Below are 14,583 nucleotides of genomic sequence, written 5' to 3' on the forward strand. Positions count from 1 at the left end.
GTATTCGAATATCTATCTTACTGCTTGAGAAAAAATAAACGCTACCTTCACACACGAATTCGTCTAGTTGTATTAATTTTTTCGTCCGCAGTGGGATTGTTGCTCGCAATTACCGCGGCCGGTTGCTTCAAATTCGGCTGTTCGTCGCCAAAATAAATCGTGCATAACTTTGCTAACGCCACTATCTAAATTCACCGTGCGAATGAGTTTAATTCGCTCGTCTAAATTATCGATGGTGTCTGTTTTTTCGTGTGCGCTGTTGCTGCTGGCCATGCGCAGGCCTTTACATTGATAGCACACACCGTTTTTATTAACCAGCGAGCACAGGCTGTCAAATGCTGTTGTCATTGTTTTGCGGGCGGCGCTAAGGTGATGTTTGAAAACGGACTCTGTGAGCGCAAGAGCCTCGGCTGCTTCCTTGGCAGAAAGTTCGAGCACTTCGCGCAATACCAGTGCCGCTTGTTGCTCCGCGGGTAGTGAGCGGCCCACGCAGGCAAAGCAATAAGCAATATGTTCGTGTACATCAAAGGTAAAGCTCGGCTCCGAAAGCGTCGCCAGCACTTCTGCACCTAGGTCGGGGTCGGTTGCGCATTCATTGCCATAGGCTATTTGGGCGCGTTCTCGCCAAGGTTTTTGCGCCCGTAAAAAGTCGAGGGCTGTACGAGCGCCAATAGCGCAAAGCCATGTACTAAACGAAGCATCTGCGCGATAGCTGGCTATTTTTTGCCAAGCTTTTAGCAGGGTATCTTGGTAGAGCTCTTCGGTATCGTCTGGGTGACCAACCATGCGCCGAATAACCGCTCGCAAAGGGGTGGCACTTTCTGCAATAAGTTGGCTGAAGGCGGCTCGGTCACCCGCTTGCGCAGATGCGATTGTTTGGGCGTTACTCATCGTTCAATATCTCCATGTAGCCTGCTTTACCCTTGAGGGTATCCAGCCAATTATCCAAGTGTTTGAAGGGGCGTTCGCCATTACAGGGGGCCTGTTTCTCAATAAACGTAACCATAGGCAGAATAAATAAATCTGCCAAACTAAGTTCTGGGCCTGCAAGGTAGGGCGATACGCTTAATGTTTTTTCGAGTATGCCCAAAAGGTTGCCGCATTTGTCCATATCAACTGTGTTTTCTACTGCTGCAGTGACCAGCGCCGGGTAGTAATAGTCTATAGCAGCGCTCACCCAACTAAGCATATGGCACTTATATTCTAGCTTACCTGGTATAAGGCCATGGCTGGGCACTTGCTCGTTCAGGTAAGTGGCAATGGCCAAAGTCTCAAACAAGGTGATGTTACCGTGCTTCATGGCAGGCATCTTCATAAAAGGGTGCAGCTCAGCGTGGCTAGCTTGGCGAAACGCCAATGGGGCAAGTGTGATAGGAAGGTTTAGGGTAAGGGCTACAAGACGCACGGTTTGCACGTAAGTACTGCGGGGAAAGCCGAATATCTGGATATTGTTCATAATTTGCCTCTAAGTTTATGTTGCTTGTACTTAGTTAGACGTAAGTGCCTAGAAGGAAGGCCAAGCTAGCTACTGTCATTCTATTCAGCATGCTGGATTAGGTGTTGCCACCAATAAAATCTTATTGTAATATAATAGCAACTTAATCGAATTGTCCGTATGTATTGGTTTTGATGTAGTTGTTTCTTTGTTCCTCAGTGAGTTTAGGTCGGTTGGTTACCGTATTTATGCTCTGAATAATGCTGCCGATTTCGCAGCTTTTAGGTGGTCACCCTTCTATAGGTGCAGGTGGCCGCCTTTTTTTCTCCCTTCGCGCTTGTTCCTTTATTAGTTTGCTGATTACTTGTGGTTTATCTAAGCCAATGTAGATCTGTGTCTAACTTTTTATCAGCGTCATATTCTTTTCACTAAACCCGCAAAAAAACGCAACAGTTTGGTTCTAAGTTGAACGTCTCTTTAAACCATTCATCCAATGGAGTAGACGTAATGATAATAAACCCTTCCAAAATATTGAGCACGTGTGGTGTTGCTGTAGCGTTAGTTCTTGCCGCGCAGAGTTTCGCTGGTGGTAAAGATCACAAGCATCGCGATCACCACTCTTGGGGGAAGCACCACTCAAGTAATGTACAAGTTGGTCCGCGTCCTTATTTCTTAATTGATGATATGGATGAGTCTTGGCTTAAACGCAAGCTTCAGCGTTGCGAAAACAAACCGTTGCGTGCAAGCGACTTTTCTATTGGTCATCGCGGTGCGGCATTACAATTCCCCGAGCACACTAAAGAATCTTACGAAGCTGCTGCACGGATGGGGGCCGGTATTGTAGAGTGCGACGTTACTTTCACCCAAGATAAAGAACTAGTATGCCGTCACTCGCAGTGTGATTTGCACACAACCACCAATATTTTAGAAACGCCATTGGCAAGCAAATGCTCTACGCCTTTTACCCCAGCGGAGTACGATGAAGCAGGTAATATGGTTCGCCCAGCAAGTGCCCGTTGCTGCACAAGTGATATAACCGTAGCAGAATTTAAAACACTAAAAGGTAAAATGGACGCGGCCAACCCAAGAGCGACCAATGTGCAAGAGTATTTAGATGCAACTGCAAATTATCGCACCGATTTATACGCTAGCCGTGGTACTTTGCTTACCCATAAAGAAAGTATTGAGCTATTTAAAAAGCTTAATGTAAAAATGACCCCCGAACTAAAATCTGCCAGCGTTGCAATGCCTTTTGATGGATTTTCACAACAGGATTACGCGCAAAAAATGGTAGACGAATATAAGCAAGCGGGCGTACCTGCACGCAAGGTGTGGGCACAATCTTTTAATATAGAAGATGTAAGATATTGGGTGGCAAACGAACCGCGCTTTGGCCGCCAAGCGGTATATTTAGATGGCCGTTACGACGACTCAAGCTTTGATCACCGCGACCCTGCAACTTGGCAGCCATCTATGGCGGAACTTGCCGCTGAAGGTGTGCAAATTATTGCACCGCCAACATGGATGCTACTAGAAGTAGAAAATGGAAAAATAGTACCAAGCTTATATGCAGACTCGGCCAAACAAGCGGGCTTAGATATTATTACTTGGACAATGGAGCGGTCTGGTTTGTTGGTTGATGGCGGTGGTTGGTACTTCCAAACGGTAAATGGCTTAAACCCCAATCCCGTTAACCCAGAGCCAGGTGTAATAAATAACGAAGGCGATATGGTTGATGTACTAGATGTACTCGCTCAGGATGTAGGTGTAATCGGTGTATTTAGTGATTGGCCAGCAATGACTACCTACTACGCTAACTGTATGGATTTGTAAGGCTAAGGTTACATAAATCGAATAGCTGCTCGCAATTACAGGGAGTAAGTTGCGAGCATTTTTCCTAATGAATGTTAATAGTCGCCATAGTGAGTTTTAGTTGGTTTGCTAAGTGTTATATATGCACTGCGGCGATTACGCTTTGGCGACTAGGTTTTTTATTACAGGGCTCTTTTCACAGGCCTCTTATCACACGGCTTTTATTTGCTGTGCTCGCGTCGAAATTGGCTAGGGGTTTGGCCAACAAGGCTTTTAAACAGCGTGTTAAACGTGGCTTTGCTATTGAAACCTACCTTGGCCATTACTTCCAGCATGGTGAGATCTGCTTTGCTGGGGTCGGCTAGTAGGTTTTTACTCTCTTGAATACGGTAGCTGTTTATAAACTCAAAGAAGTTTTTACCAAAATGGCGGTTTATTACAAACGATACTCGGCGTGGTGACAGGCTTGTACCTTTTGCGAATGTCTCTAGGCGCAAGCGGTGATTTAAATACGGCTTTTGGGTTGCCATATATAGGGTTATTTCTTCAATTTCTTTTGTGGTAGGTGGTGGCGGTGCGTTGGCAAGCTCTTCGTGTTTGGCTTCTATACCGCTAAAGACCTGTGTACTATTTAAACTAAAATAAATAAGCAGGCTTAACAACAGTAAAAAGACATAATTGCCCGTTAGTCCCATAAGCTCGGTGTTGAGTGGAATATGAAACTCATATAAAGATATTAACGAAAGGCTCACAACAACGGCGCTAATACGCAAACCTAAAAAACCTACCACTAATAGCTTAAGCCATTTTAGGTCTATGTCTTCTACGTCTGCGTATTCATTTTTTATATGTGCTTGATAACGACGAATTTCGATTAGGCACATTACGCCCAATGCTGTGCGAAAAACCTCTCTAAATAGATAGACTAGCCGCGACTGAATCGACTCGGTGGATAGTGAGTAGTTGGCAAGAAAGTTGTCTTTCAGTTCTGGGCTGAGAATAAACCAATTAAATATGTAATCTAAAAGTGCGATTGCAAACGGAATAAAATAGAGGTAGTCGGTTTTTTTGAAAAAAGGCCCTTTATAAACTAACGAGCGAACATAAAATAGTAATAACGGTGCCTCAGCCCAGTGACCAATACGCAAAATGAAAAACGCATTCGGTAGGTGCTGCTCTATAAAGCTATGAAACGCTGCGCCAAACCACACCAAAATATCCAGTGAAATAGCCGCATGAGCTAATAGAAATAACGCCAATAAATTGTTGCTTACGCGCCTACCTTTTTTAAAGGTAATTAAAAAGAGCGCGAACAAAAGGCATTGGTAAATAGTAATTACCAACACTAAATCATGTGTATTAAACAATACAGATTTCACGTTGCTTCTCTTTATATATTTGGTTATTTATTTTTTTTGTTAACTTAGCTGTACAAGCGCTATTTATAGTCTTTACGACTTATATCGTGCTGGTGCAATGTGTTCGATACAGCTGCTTATTTTACAGATGTGCGGGTGAGCTTGTGGTTAATGATGAGAACGCGCAATAACAGTGTATTGCGCGTATAGAGTGCAGGGGGTAGATACAAATACTGGTGTTAAGGCTGTTGTATATTTGCGCGAGGAATAAGGTACAGGTTGTTGGTTGAATCAATCTTACCGTGCAGTTCTTCTGTAACCACTCTATCTACAATACTAATGCCTTCTTCGGCCATGCGGGTGAACGTGTCTAAGCCTTGGTTAGCAAAGCCGCCACGGGTGCGGTGAATATTAAACACTTCCGAAAAGGTGCGGTTAAAGGCTTGTTCTACGCCATCTTTACCCAATATAAAGCCAAGCATTCCACCCCACGTTGCGGCGGGGTTATCGGAATCCCATCCTGCTAAGGTTGCAATTTTTATGGTTTGCTTTAAGTCGCCGTCACCATAAAGCAGGCTTACAATACTTGCGGCAAAGTTTATACCGGATGCAAAGCAGCCGTTACAGTACAGGTTTTGGCTGCTAATGTTGTAGTCATCTGCTTGCTCTACTTGGTAGCGCCGGTAGAGCTCATCGCGCACGGCTTCCCACTTCGCCCCTTGTTGGTAGCGCTGCTTTACATAGTCGTACATTTTGGCGGTGTAAGATGAATCGGGTAAATAAGTGCGTGCAATATCTGCGTTGTTTCGCAGCTGCGGGCCAATAGGTTGCTGCGTATTTACCGTGGCGGCGAGGGAATACATCACCACATAAAACTCCGCCGCCCATGCAGCGTTTGTGCGTGCCGTGGTGCGAATAGGCAAGTGCGCCATTGCAAGCGCGGTGTTCGGAGCGCCGGGTGCGTATAGGCCAAAAATTTCAGTTGTTAATTGAGCGTCTATCATCGCGTAGTGAGGGTTGTTTTCTGGCGCGCTGGTATCTGGCGGCAGCATATTTTTGTTGCGCATTAAATCAAATGCTTGCTGGTTGGATACCCACAGGAAATTCTCGGGTTTGCTTTCGTTATTAACAAACGGTGTATTGCTGTCGTCGTATATATGGATAAGCCAGCCCTGCTGGATGTGCTGCGGTGTTAGGCGTGTGGTTTGATGTTTGGCCAAGAGGTGCTGATAAATATACTCAATATCGGTATCGTCATCACTGCCCCAAATACCCTCTGGGTTTTCGAACACAAAGTCGATGGTGGCGGAGAGGTTACTGGGTATGCCTTGGCCCCATATGCTGGGCTGATCGGGCTTGCCCCAGTCATCACGGGTATAAAATTCACCGTGCGGGCCAGTGCCACCTATTTTATCCATTTCCGTTACTAGCCCAGTCCAATTTGCTATGCACTGCCCAAGCCAAAAGCCGTGCAGTTTATTGGCGTATTCGCTCCGCGAAATAACAAGCTCTGTTTGTGGTTGAAAAGTAGAACATGAACTAAGTAGTAAGCAAAAAATAGAACTCAGCATTAAGTGTGGCAGAGCCTTAGTGATAAAGCTGTGTGGGGGCATAGCAATAACCTATCTATATAAGGGGTAATAAGTATTTAGTCTTAACTATTTAATGCTTGTGCGTGAAACATGTCGTCCCACTTGGCGATAATAAAATGTGGCGGGTTGGTGAAGTGGTTGCTATTTAGGTGCATGTTTGTAAAAGAGGTACGTCTATTTATTTATCTGTGCCTCTTTGTTGCTTTATTTTCATGAAAAGTGGGTACAAGTAAGCCTACGTTATAGGGTCGCCAAGTAGCGCGGCACATATAGTAAGCATTGGTTTGCATATAAACTATCGATTGATATGCGCAATCATTAGTGTAAGAGCTGCAATACGCTAAAAAGGCTAATAGCATGAATGGGTTAGAGTGTTATTTATGCGAAATCGTCTGTAGAATTTAGCGCAATGTTTGCGTGATGTGCGCGCAACCATGCTATTATAGGACGAAATATAGCCATAATTCGGGGAATGGACTGATTCACCCAAAACAAGAGCGTGTATAAACAATGCCGGTATTTGAACGAAATTTTAATTTATCCCACCGCATGACCCACGAGTTGGGAAAGTCGATAGTGTGTGGTGAATTTGGCCCAAACGATAGCCTGCCCACCGAGGCAGAGCTGTGTGAAAGATTTGGTGTTAGCCGCACAGCGGTGCGCGAAGCGGTAAAAATGCTTTCTGCCAAAGGGCTTATTTCGAGTAAGCCGCGCCAAGGTATACGGGTTATGCCGCAGGAAGACTGGAACATATTTGATTCCGATTTACTGCGCTGGTCGTTAGAGGGTAACCCCTCTATGCGCGTACTGCGCGAGTTTTTGCAAATGCGCATTGCAATAGAACCAGAAGCTGCTGCCCTAGGTGCCCAATTTGCGCGGCCAGAGCGTATTAAAGCTGTTGGTGATGCGTTGGAAAGAATGCGCAATGCCAAAGCCGATACCGATGAGGCATTGCAGGCGGATATCGATTTTCATATTAGTATTTTGTACACCAGTGAAAACCGTTTTTATATTCGCATGCGCGATTTTATTCGCACTGCGCTTAGCGTAAGTATTCGCCATACAAACGTAATTAAAGGCAATCCCGATGCGGTAATTGCCGATCACGCAAAAGTGTATAACGCCATTGAAAGCCGCGACCCGGTTGCTGCAAAAAGTGCGATGCTGGCTTTAATTGAAGAGGCATTGGGTTTTATCGAGCAAGAGCTGGCTAACAGCGGCGAAGAGATGTAATTGCTGGTGAGAGTGGTGGTGTGAGTACTGATGTAAGCATAGCCATTACAAATAAAACCGAGAATAAATAAAACCGAAAAAACAAAAAAAGCCCCGCTAGGTTCATACCAGTGGGGCTTTTTATTGTGGGGCTATAAACTGTGTGGGAGCAATAAATACTTAGTAATTAAGCCTATTTATATTGCTCTTTATATTTGCCTTTATTTTGCGTCTTGTTCTCTTGCAATGGCGCGGTAGGCGATATCGTTGCGCATATATACGTCTTTCCAGCTTATTTTCTTGGCTTGTTCGTAGGCGGCAGCTTGCGCTTCGGTCACGCTGTTGCCTAGTGCTGTTGCGCATAATACACGGCCGCCGTTAGTTACTACTTGGCCATCTTTTAGTGTTGTACCGGCGTGGAAAACTTTAGCTGTGTCGGTATCGGCAACGTCTAAGCCAGAAATAACATCCCCTTTAGGGTAGCTACCTGGGTAGCCGCCTGCAGCAAGTACTACACCAACGGCTGGGCGCGGGTCCCACTCGGTAGTTTTTTCTGCAAGTTTTTTATCCAGTGCTGCTTGGCAAAGTTCCACAAGGTCTGATTGCAAACGCATCATAATAGGTTGCGTTTCTGGGTCGCCAAATCGGCAGTTGTACTCAATAACTTTTGGTGTGCCGTCTGCCGCAATCATTAAGCCCGCGTATAAAAAGCCGGTGTAGTCATTGCCTTCGGCGGCCATGCCGCGAATGGTTGGCATAATAACTTCATCCATTACGCGCTTGTATACTTCATCGGTAACCACGGGTGCTGGTGAGTATGCGCCCATGCCGCCAGTGTTTAGGCCGGTGTCGCCGTCGCCAGCGCGTTTGTGATCTTGACTGGTGGCCATAGGTAAAACATTTTCGCCGTCGGCAATTACAATAAAGCTTGCTTCTTCACCGGTTAAAAACTCTTCGATTACCACGCGACAACCTGCATCGCCAAAAGCGTTGCCAGAAAGCATATCTTTTACTGCTTCTTCGGCGGTTGCTAAATCTTCGGCAACTATTACACCTTTACCTGCAGCTAAGCCGTCGGCTTTTACAACAATGGGGGCACCCATTTCTTTTAGGTAGGCTAAGGCGGGTTCTACTTCGGTAAAGCTTTGGTAGGCGCCGGTGGGTATATTGTGGCGAGCGAGAAAGTCTTTAGTGAACGCTTTAGAGCCTTCTAGTTGAGCTGCACCTTGCGATGGCCCAAAGCATGCTAAGCCTTCTGCAGTAAATCGGTTTACAACGCCTTCAACTAAAGGCGCTTCTGGGCCGATAATTGTGAGCGCGATATTGTTTTCTTTAGCAAAAGCTATTTGTTTATCAAATTCTAAAACATCGATAGCGATGTTTTCCATTTTAGGTTCGGTTGCCGTACCCGCGTTACCTGGGGCAACAAACACTTTAGCCACGGTTGGGTTTTGTGCGGCTTTCCATGCAAGCGCGTGTTCGCGCCCACCACTACCAATAATTAAAATATTCATATTAGAGTCTTTTGCTTTTACATTTGTTAAATACAAGGGGCGAGATGTAAAAACCCGCAAGTAAGTGAATTACTTGCGGGCTATAGGCCGTAACTTAGTGACGGAAGTGGCGCATACCGGTAAACACCATGGCCATGCCGTGCTCGTCGGCAGCTGCGATGGTTTCTTCATCGCGCATAGAGCCACCAGGTTGAATAACGGCAGCAATACCAACGGCTGCTGCGTTATCTATGCCGTCGCGGAACGGGAAGAACGCGTCTGATGCCATTACCGAGCCTTTAACTTCTAAGCCTGCGTGCTCGGCTTTGATTGCGGCAATACGGGCAGAGTTAACGCGACTCATTTGGCCAGCGCCTACACCAATGGTACGGCTGTCTTTGCCGTAAACAATTGCGTTGGACTTAACCATTTTTGCCACTTTCCAAGCGAATAATAAATCGCGTATTTCGTCTTCAGTAGGCTGGCGTTTGGTAACAACTTTTAAGTCGGCTGTTTCAATCATGCCGTTGTCGCGATCTTGTACCAGTAGGCCACCGTTAACGCGCTTGTAGTCAAATGCGTGTTCGCTAGCTGCAGACCATTGGCCGCAAGAAAGTAGACGGACATTTTTCTTAGCGCTAACAATATCGGAAGCTGCTTGAGAAACAGAGGGCGCGATAATAACTTCTACGAATTGCTTTTCTACAATAGCTTCTGCAGTTTTTGCATCTAGCTCGCGGTTAAAAGCAATGATGCCGCCAAATGCAGATTCTGGGTCTGTTTCAAACGCTTTTTGATAAGCATCTAACAAGTTATCTGCTTGCGCTACGCCGCAAGGGTTGGCGTGTTTTACAATTACACATGCAGGCTCGCTAAACAATTTAACGGTTTCTAATGCGGCATCGGTATCGGCAACGTTGTTAAACGAAAGCTCTTTTCCTTGCAATTGAATAGCCGTTGAAATGCTTGCTTCGCGAGAATTCTTTTCTACATAAAAAGCCGCTTGTTGGTGCGGGTTTTCGCCGTAGCGCATAGTTTGGGCTTTAACAAACTGGGTGTTAAAGGTGCGCGGGAATTTGTCTTCCGCTTTTTCAACTTTAGCGCCTAAGTAGTTGGCAATTGCGCCATCGTACGCGGCTGTATGTTCGTAAGCTTGTACACATAAGTCGAAACGTGTAGCTAGCGATAGTGCACCGTTGTTCATTTCCATTTCTGTAAGCACAGAAGCGTAACTGTGGCTGTTTACAACTATCGCTACGTGATTGTGGTTTTTAGCCGCTGCGCGAACCATGGTTGGGCCGCCGATGTCGATATTTTCGATGGCATCTACTAATTCGCAGTCTGGTTGGGCAACGGTTTTTTCAAACGGGTAAAGATTAACAACAACCATGTCGATTGGCTTAATGCCGTGTTCCTGCATTACTTCGTCGTCTATGCCTCTGCGCCCTAAAATGCCACCGTGGACTTTGGGGTGTAAGGTTTTTACACGTCCACTCATCATTTCTGGGAAGCCGGTATAGTCTGAAATTTCTGTTGCCGCGATGTTGTTTTCGCTTAGCAAGCGGAAGGTTCCACCGGTGGAAAAAATTTCTACACCTTGGCGCGCTAGCGCTTGGGCAAATTCGATAATGCCAGTTTTGTCCGAAACGCTAATAAGAGCGCGTTTAACTTGAACATAATCTGCAACATTGGGCATGGTTGAGAATCCTGTACTTAAACTAGTGAGTTAATTCAGTGTTTAACGGCTTTGGCAGCCTGCGAATTAAAAGGTGTTAAAACAACAAAGGGAACGATTAAGTTCCCTTTAGTGGCTTGGTGGCGAGAGAGGTATCTCGCTTACAGTAGCCCGTATTGCTTTAATTTTTTACGCAGCGTGCCGCGGTTCAAGCCTAATACCTGCGCGGCTTTGGTTTGATTGTGGCGAGTGTATTTCATTACAACTTCTAGCATGGGGGCTTCTACTTCCGCGAGTACCATTTCGTATACGTCGGAAACATCCTGGCCGTCTAGGTGCTGGAAGTAATTGTTAACGGATTTCTCTACACAATCACGCAAGGATTGTCCTTGTGGCAATTGAGTGCTTTCCTCGGCAGGTTGAGCAGGTGCGCTGAAAGGGTTGGCTCGTTCTGTCATTAGCGTGTCCGCTGTGTTCATGCTGCTTTTTCCTCGTATGAATTTGGCCCCTCAAAATAAGCGCGAAGGGCCTCGAATTGCGTCTGTGGTGTTTCTAGCGCGTTAAAGTGTCGCGTGTCGAAATTCCCAGCCCCTAGAGAGGCTAGGGTTTGTGCGTACCAAGACAAGTGTTTTCGCGCAATGCGCACGCCTTGATATTCACCGTAGAACTTGTGTAACTCCCCTAAATGGGCAGTTATTACCTCGTTTAGTTCTATCCACGAGGGTGCCTTTTTCTCGACGGACTCTGTATTGCCACCTTCAAGGGTGTGCGCAATAGACTGTAACAACCATGGGTTGCCCAAAGCAGCGCGACCTACCATTACCGCTTGGGCGCCGGTGTAGTCGAGCACATGCTTGGCTTTGTCAGTCGAGTCGATATCTCCGTTTGCAATAACCGGGATCGATACGTTTTGAACAATGTCTGCGAGTGTGTCGTACTCCGCTTGGCCCTTGAATCGGCATTCTCGCGTTCTACCGTGTACGGTGAGCGCGGCTATACCTATATTTTCGGCCATGCGGGCGATGGTTACGCCGTTTCTGTTTTCTGGTGACCACCCTGTTCGGGTTTTAAGGGTAACCGGTACATCTACAGCGTTAACCACGGCGGTAAGTATTTCGGCAACACGCTTTTCGTCTTGCAGTAGTGCCGAACCTGCCAGTTTTTTACACACTTTTTTTGCTGGGCAACCCATATTGATATCAACTATCTGGGCGCCCAGTTTTACGCACTCAATCGCTGCTTGGGCCATCATGTCAGGTTCGCTACCCGCTATTTGAACGCTTACAGGTGCAAGTTCGGCACTGTATGTAAGGCGTAAGCGGCTTTTATCTGACTGCCAGAGTCGAGTGTCGCTAGTAACCATTTCCGATGTGGCTAGCCCTACGCCGTAGTGGCGACAGATTTGCCTAAAGGGTAAGTCAGTCACTCCCGCCATTGGCGCCAGCAATACTCGACTGCGCACGGCAAAAGGTCCGATAGAAAACAAACGATTCCCCCCAAAGGATGGCTTGTTATGGCTACTTGAGACGCCCCAAGTTGTGTGCGGCTAGGTGCTCCTACACGGTTAGGGTCGTCCCGAAAAAGGGTGGCTATGATACCCGTTGTTGCAAAGGAAGGGAACTTAGAATTTGAGCAGATTGGTTAAAAAAGTAGCTATTTTTGCAATTAATCTGGGATGGTTATGAAATAACTCACTGCCTCTTCACCTGGATCGGCTATTTCTATGGCGATGTGAACCGGTTGCCTAACTGGCATCTGGGTTTTTCCGGTGAGTTCGCCGCCAAGGTATTCTTTGGCAGAAATGCGTCGCGCAGCAACCGGGTTGTTTTGTAAGTCGGTAAATACTAAGTCCAGCGAGGGGAATGATTGCTGGAAGTTGGCGTTGTTTTGAATAATGGCATCTACTAGTAAGGCGCCTGCGGCCTCGGGGTGCGAGCGCACCACTAAGTTGGTGGCCTTTATTTTGCTTCGGTCCACCAATGGCGGCAGCGAGCAGCCAATTACCGAACAGGCTTGGCCGTACATATCTCTGTAGGGTTGCACAGTGCTTAGTTCGTCAAACTTGTACCAAGCTATTTGTGCTACTAGCGCGCAGCTTGCCAGCGCTATAAGCGGTAGCCAAAGCAGTTTGGATTGGCTCCAGTTGCGGCTAGTTTTATAGGAGAATTCAACGGGCTCGGGTTCTATCGAGTGGATAAACTGATAGTTACCCGCATCGTTATCTTCGTCATCTAGGTCGTCGTAATGCGCAGTTTGCGCGTAGTGATTGGCCGCTGCATCCTCATCTTCGTCGAGATCGATGGTAAACGTGGGCTTACGTTTCGCCGGTGGCTCGTCTTCTTCAATTATTTGAAAGGGCGATGTGCGTGCTGGCGGCTGCTCTTTGGGCGTGCTGTTCGACGGCTTATTTTCGTCGCCGAAGTCGCGCTCGTTGGTCGGGCCCTTGCGAAGTACGTAGTTGTCGCTTTCGTTATTTGAATCGCTGCTGGGGTGGGTGTCGTCTAAGAGGTTTAGTGCCCAGCTTTCGTCATCGGAGCTTTCTTGATCGTTTTCATCTTGAGCTAGTTCGCGCTCGAAGAGGTTGGTTTCGTGCTGGCCGGCAGACTTGGCGAAAAAGAAGGTATCTTCAAATTCGCTTTGAGATTCGTCTGTAATTTCGTCCTCGACGCCCATGTCGTCGCTTATCAAGATATCATCTTCATCATCAACGGGTGCCGCGGGTTTAGGTTCGGGCTTGGGTTGAGAGATAAGGTTTTCTTTCGCGTTAAAAATATTTAAGCATGAGCCACAGCGCACCGCACCTTTTGCCGACTTTAAGTGGGCTTCGGTGATGCGAAAGGAGGTTGTGCATTTTGGGCAGCGCGTAATCGCGTCAGACATGCCTTAACAGTCCTTTTTAGCTGTAATGGTGGTGGTTCCTTGTGTGCTCATCTTAATTTTTTGTTGCCGCTCTAAATGTAATGGGCGCTAATGTTATTCCGAGTGCCAATGCCAAGTATAGGGGCTGCGCACAATTGTTGAAATAACGACGCTATTTTTTTATACCTGCTAAACAGATCCACTCGTCTTTTTCGCGCACTTCTGTGAACTCAATCGCGTGTTCATAGGCGCTAATAATGCTGGTGCGCTGGGTGCCAAGTACGCCAGATAAGCAGATTTTACCGCCACTTTTAACCAGTGCTATAAGTGCGGGGGCAAGCTCTACGAGGGGGCCGGCAAGAATATTTGCCAATACCATGTCTACCGGCTCTTTCGGTGCGCGCTGTGGCATAAATACTGGGAAAGCTTCTTTGGCTAATCCGTTGCGCACGGCGTTTTCTTGGGTGGCCAATAGTGCTTGCGGGTCTATATCTACACCCACGGCGCTGTTTGCGCCCATAAGCAGGCCGGCAATACCTAATATACCAGAGCCGCAACCGTAATCGATAAGCTCTAGGTTTTTCACATCTTGTTGCGCCAGCCACTCTAAACACATAAATGTTGTGGGGTGGGTGCCTGTGCCAAACGCTAGGCCCGGGTCGAGCAGTAAGTTAATCGCGTTGGGGTCGGGGGGCGAAAGCCAGCTCGGGCAAATCCAAAAGTGCGGCCCACATTGAATGGGGTGATAATTCTTTATCCACTCGCGCTCCCAGTCTTTATCTTCTAGTACATGCCAGTGGTGGTGGGGTAGCTCTTCACCGTAGTGGTTTTGTACTTTTTGCCAGGTTTCATCGGTGCTAATGTCTGCTTCGAACAGCGCGGTAATGCGGGTGTCGCTCCACAATGGTGTTTCGCCTAAGGCAGGCTCAAAGATAGGTTGGTCTGCGTTATCTTCAAGTGTTACGGCCTGTGCGCCAGCGGCAAGCGCTGCGGATTCTACGGCGGGTGCCTGTTCTGGGGTGACATTAATGCGAAGTTGCAACCAAGGCATAAATTGGGTTCTCTGAATAAAATAAGCCGCAAGGTGCGTTAGCAGGCTTGCGGCTGGAGCAGAAGCCCGCAGGCTCCGCTTTGTGGTGTGGCTTGG

General features: G+C 47.0%; 12 protein-coding genes. 2 read left to right on the forward strand and 10 right to left on the reverse strand.

Annotated features, from left to right (window positions below; genetic code table 11):
- Window positions 1–72: 72 nt before the first annotated feature.
- Both SDE_RS21150 and SDE_RS04235 read right to left on the reverse strand, forming a co-directional pair.
- Complete coding sequence (locus SDE_RS21150) at window positions 73–891, reverse strand: RNA polymerase sigma factor (protein WP_011467282.1); 819 nt, start codon at window positions 889–891, stop codon at window positions 73–75.
- Window positions 884–1,456 (reverse strand): glutathione S-transferase family protein, encoded by a 573-nt coding sequence (locus SDE_RS04235; protein WP_011467283.1) that lies wholly within the window; start codon window positions 1,454–1,456, stop codon window positions 884–886. The genes SDE_RS21150 and SDE_RS04235 overlap by 8 nt, the downstream gene beginning before the upstream one ends.
- Window positions 1,457–1,942: 486 nt before the next feature.
- On the opposite strand from SDE_RS04235, the gene SDE_RS04240 reads away from it, so the two are divergent.
- Window positions 1,943–3,268, forward strand: a complete 1,326-nt coding sequence (locus SDE_RS04240; protein ID WP_011467284.1) for a glycerophosphodiester phosphodiesterase family protein — start codon at window positions 1,943–1,945, stop codon at window positions 3,266–3,268.
- 200 nt (window positions 3,269–3,468) lie between these two features.
- On the opposite strand, the gene SDE_RS04245 is transcribed toward SDE_RS04240, so the two are convergent.
- Both SDE_RS04245 and SDE_RS04250 read right to left on the reverse strand, forming a co-directional pair.
- The gene (locus SDE_RS04245) at window positions 3,469–4,626 is read right to left on the reverse strand and encodes a helix-turn-helix domain-containing protein (protein WP_041324204.1); all 1,158 of its coding nucleotides are present in this window, start codon (window positions 4,624–4,626) and stop codon (window positions 3,469–3,471) included.
- Window positions 4,627–4,844: 218 nt separating this feature from the next.
- On the reverse strand, window positions 4,845–6,218 hold the full coding sequence (locus SDE_RS04250; protein ID WP_011467286.1) for an ADP-ribosylglycohydrolase family protein: 1,374 nt from the start codon (window positions 6,216–6,218) through the stop codon (window positions 4,845–4,847).
- Between the two features lie 489 nt (window positions 6,219–6,707).
- Here SDE_RS04250 and SDE_RS04255 point away from each other — a divergent pair, with 489 nt between their 5' ends.
- Window positions 6,708–7,430, forward strand: a complete 723-nt coding sequence (locus SDE_RS04255; protein ID WP_011467287.1) for a FadR/GntR family transcriptional regulator — start codon at window positions 6,708–6,710, stop codon at window positions 7,428–7,430.
- 200 nt (window positions 7,431–7,630) lie between these two features.
- On the opposite strand, the gene purD is transcribed toward SDE_RS04255, so the two are convergent.
- From purD to prmA, 6 genes are all read right to left on the reverse strand, one after another.
- On the reverse strand, window positions 7,631–8,923 hold the full coding sequence (gene purD, locus SDE_RS04260) for a phosphoribosylamine--glycine ligase (RefSeq protein WP_011467288.1): 1,293 nt from the start codon (window positions 8,921–8,923) through the stop codon (window positions 7,631–7,633).
- A 94-nt stretch (window positions 8,924–9,017) separates the two neighbouring features.
- The gene (gene purH / locus SDE_RS04265) at window positions 9,018–10,598 is read right to left on the reverse strand and encodes a bifunctional phosphoribosylaminoimidazolecarboxamide formyltransferase/IMP cyclohydrolase (RefSeq protein WP_011467289.1); all 1,581 of its coding nucleotides are present in this window, start codon (window positions 10,596–10,598) and stop codon (window positions 9,018–9,020) included.
- 140 nt (window positions 10,599–10,738) lie between these two features.
- A complete protein-coding gene (gene fis, locus SDE_RS04270) occupies window positions 10,739–11,056 on the reverse strand; it encodes a DNA-binding transcriptional regulator Fis (RefSeq protein ID WP_011467290.1) in 318 nt (105 codons plus the stop codon).
- Window positions 11,053–12,063 (reverse strand): tRNA dihydrouridine synthase DusB, encoded by a 1,011-nt coding sequence (dusB, locus tag SDE_RS04275; RefSeq protein ID WP_011467291.1) that lies wholly within the window; start codon window positions 12,061–12,063, stop codon window positions 11,053–11,055. The genes fis and dusB overlap by 4 nt, the downstream gene beginning before the upstream one ends.
- Window positions 12,064–12,242: 179 nt before the next feature.
- A complete protein-coding gene (locus SDE_RS04280) occupies window positions 12,243–13,457 on the reverse strand; it encodes a zinc-ribbon and DUF3426 domain-containing protein (RefSeq protein ID WP_011467292.1) in 1,215 nt (404 codons plus the stop codon).
- Between the two features lie 151 nt (window positions 13,458–13,608).
- Entirely contained in the window at window positions 13,609–14,487 is an 879-nt protein-coding gene (gene prmA / locus SDE_RS04285) for a 50S ribosomal protein L11 methyltransferase (RefSeq protein ID WP_011467293.1), read from the reverse strand.
- Window positions 14,488–14,583 lie beyond the last annotated feature (96 nt).

This window comes from Saccharophagus degradans 2-40, assembly GCF_000013665.1.
GTDB lineage: Bacteria > Pseudomonadota > Gammaproteobacteria > Pseudomonadales > Cellvibrionaceae > Saccharophagus > Saccharophagus degradans.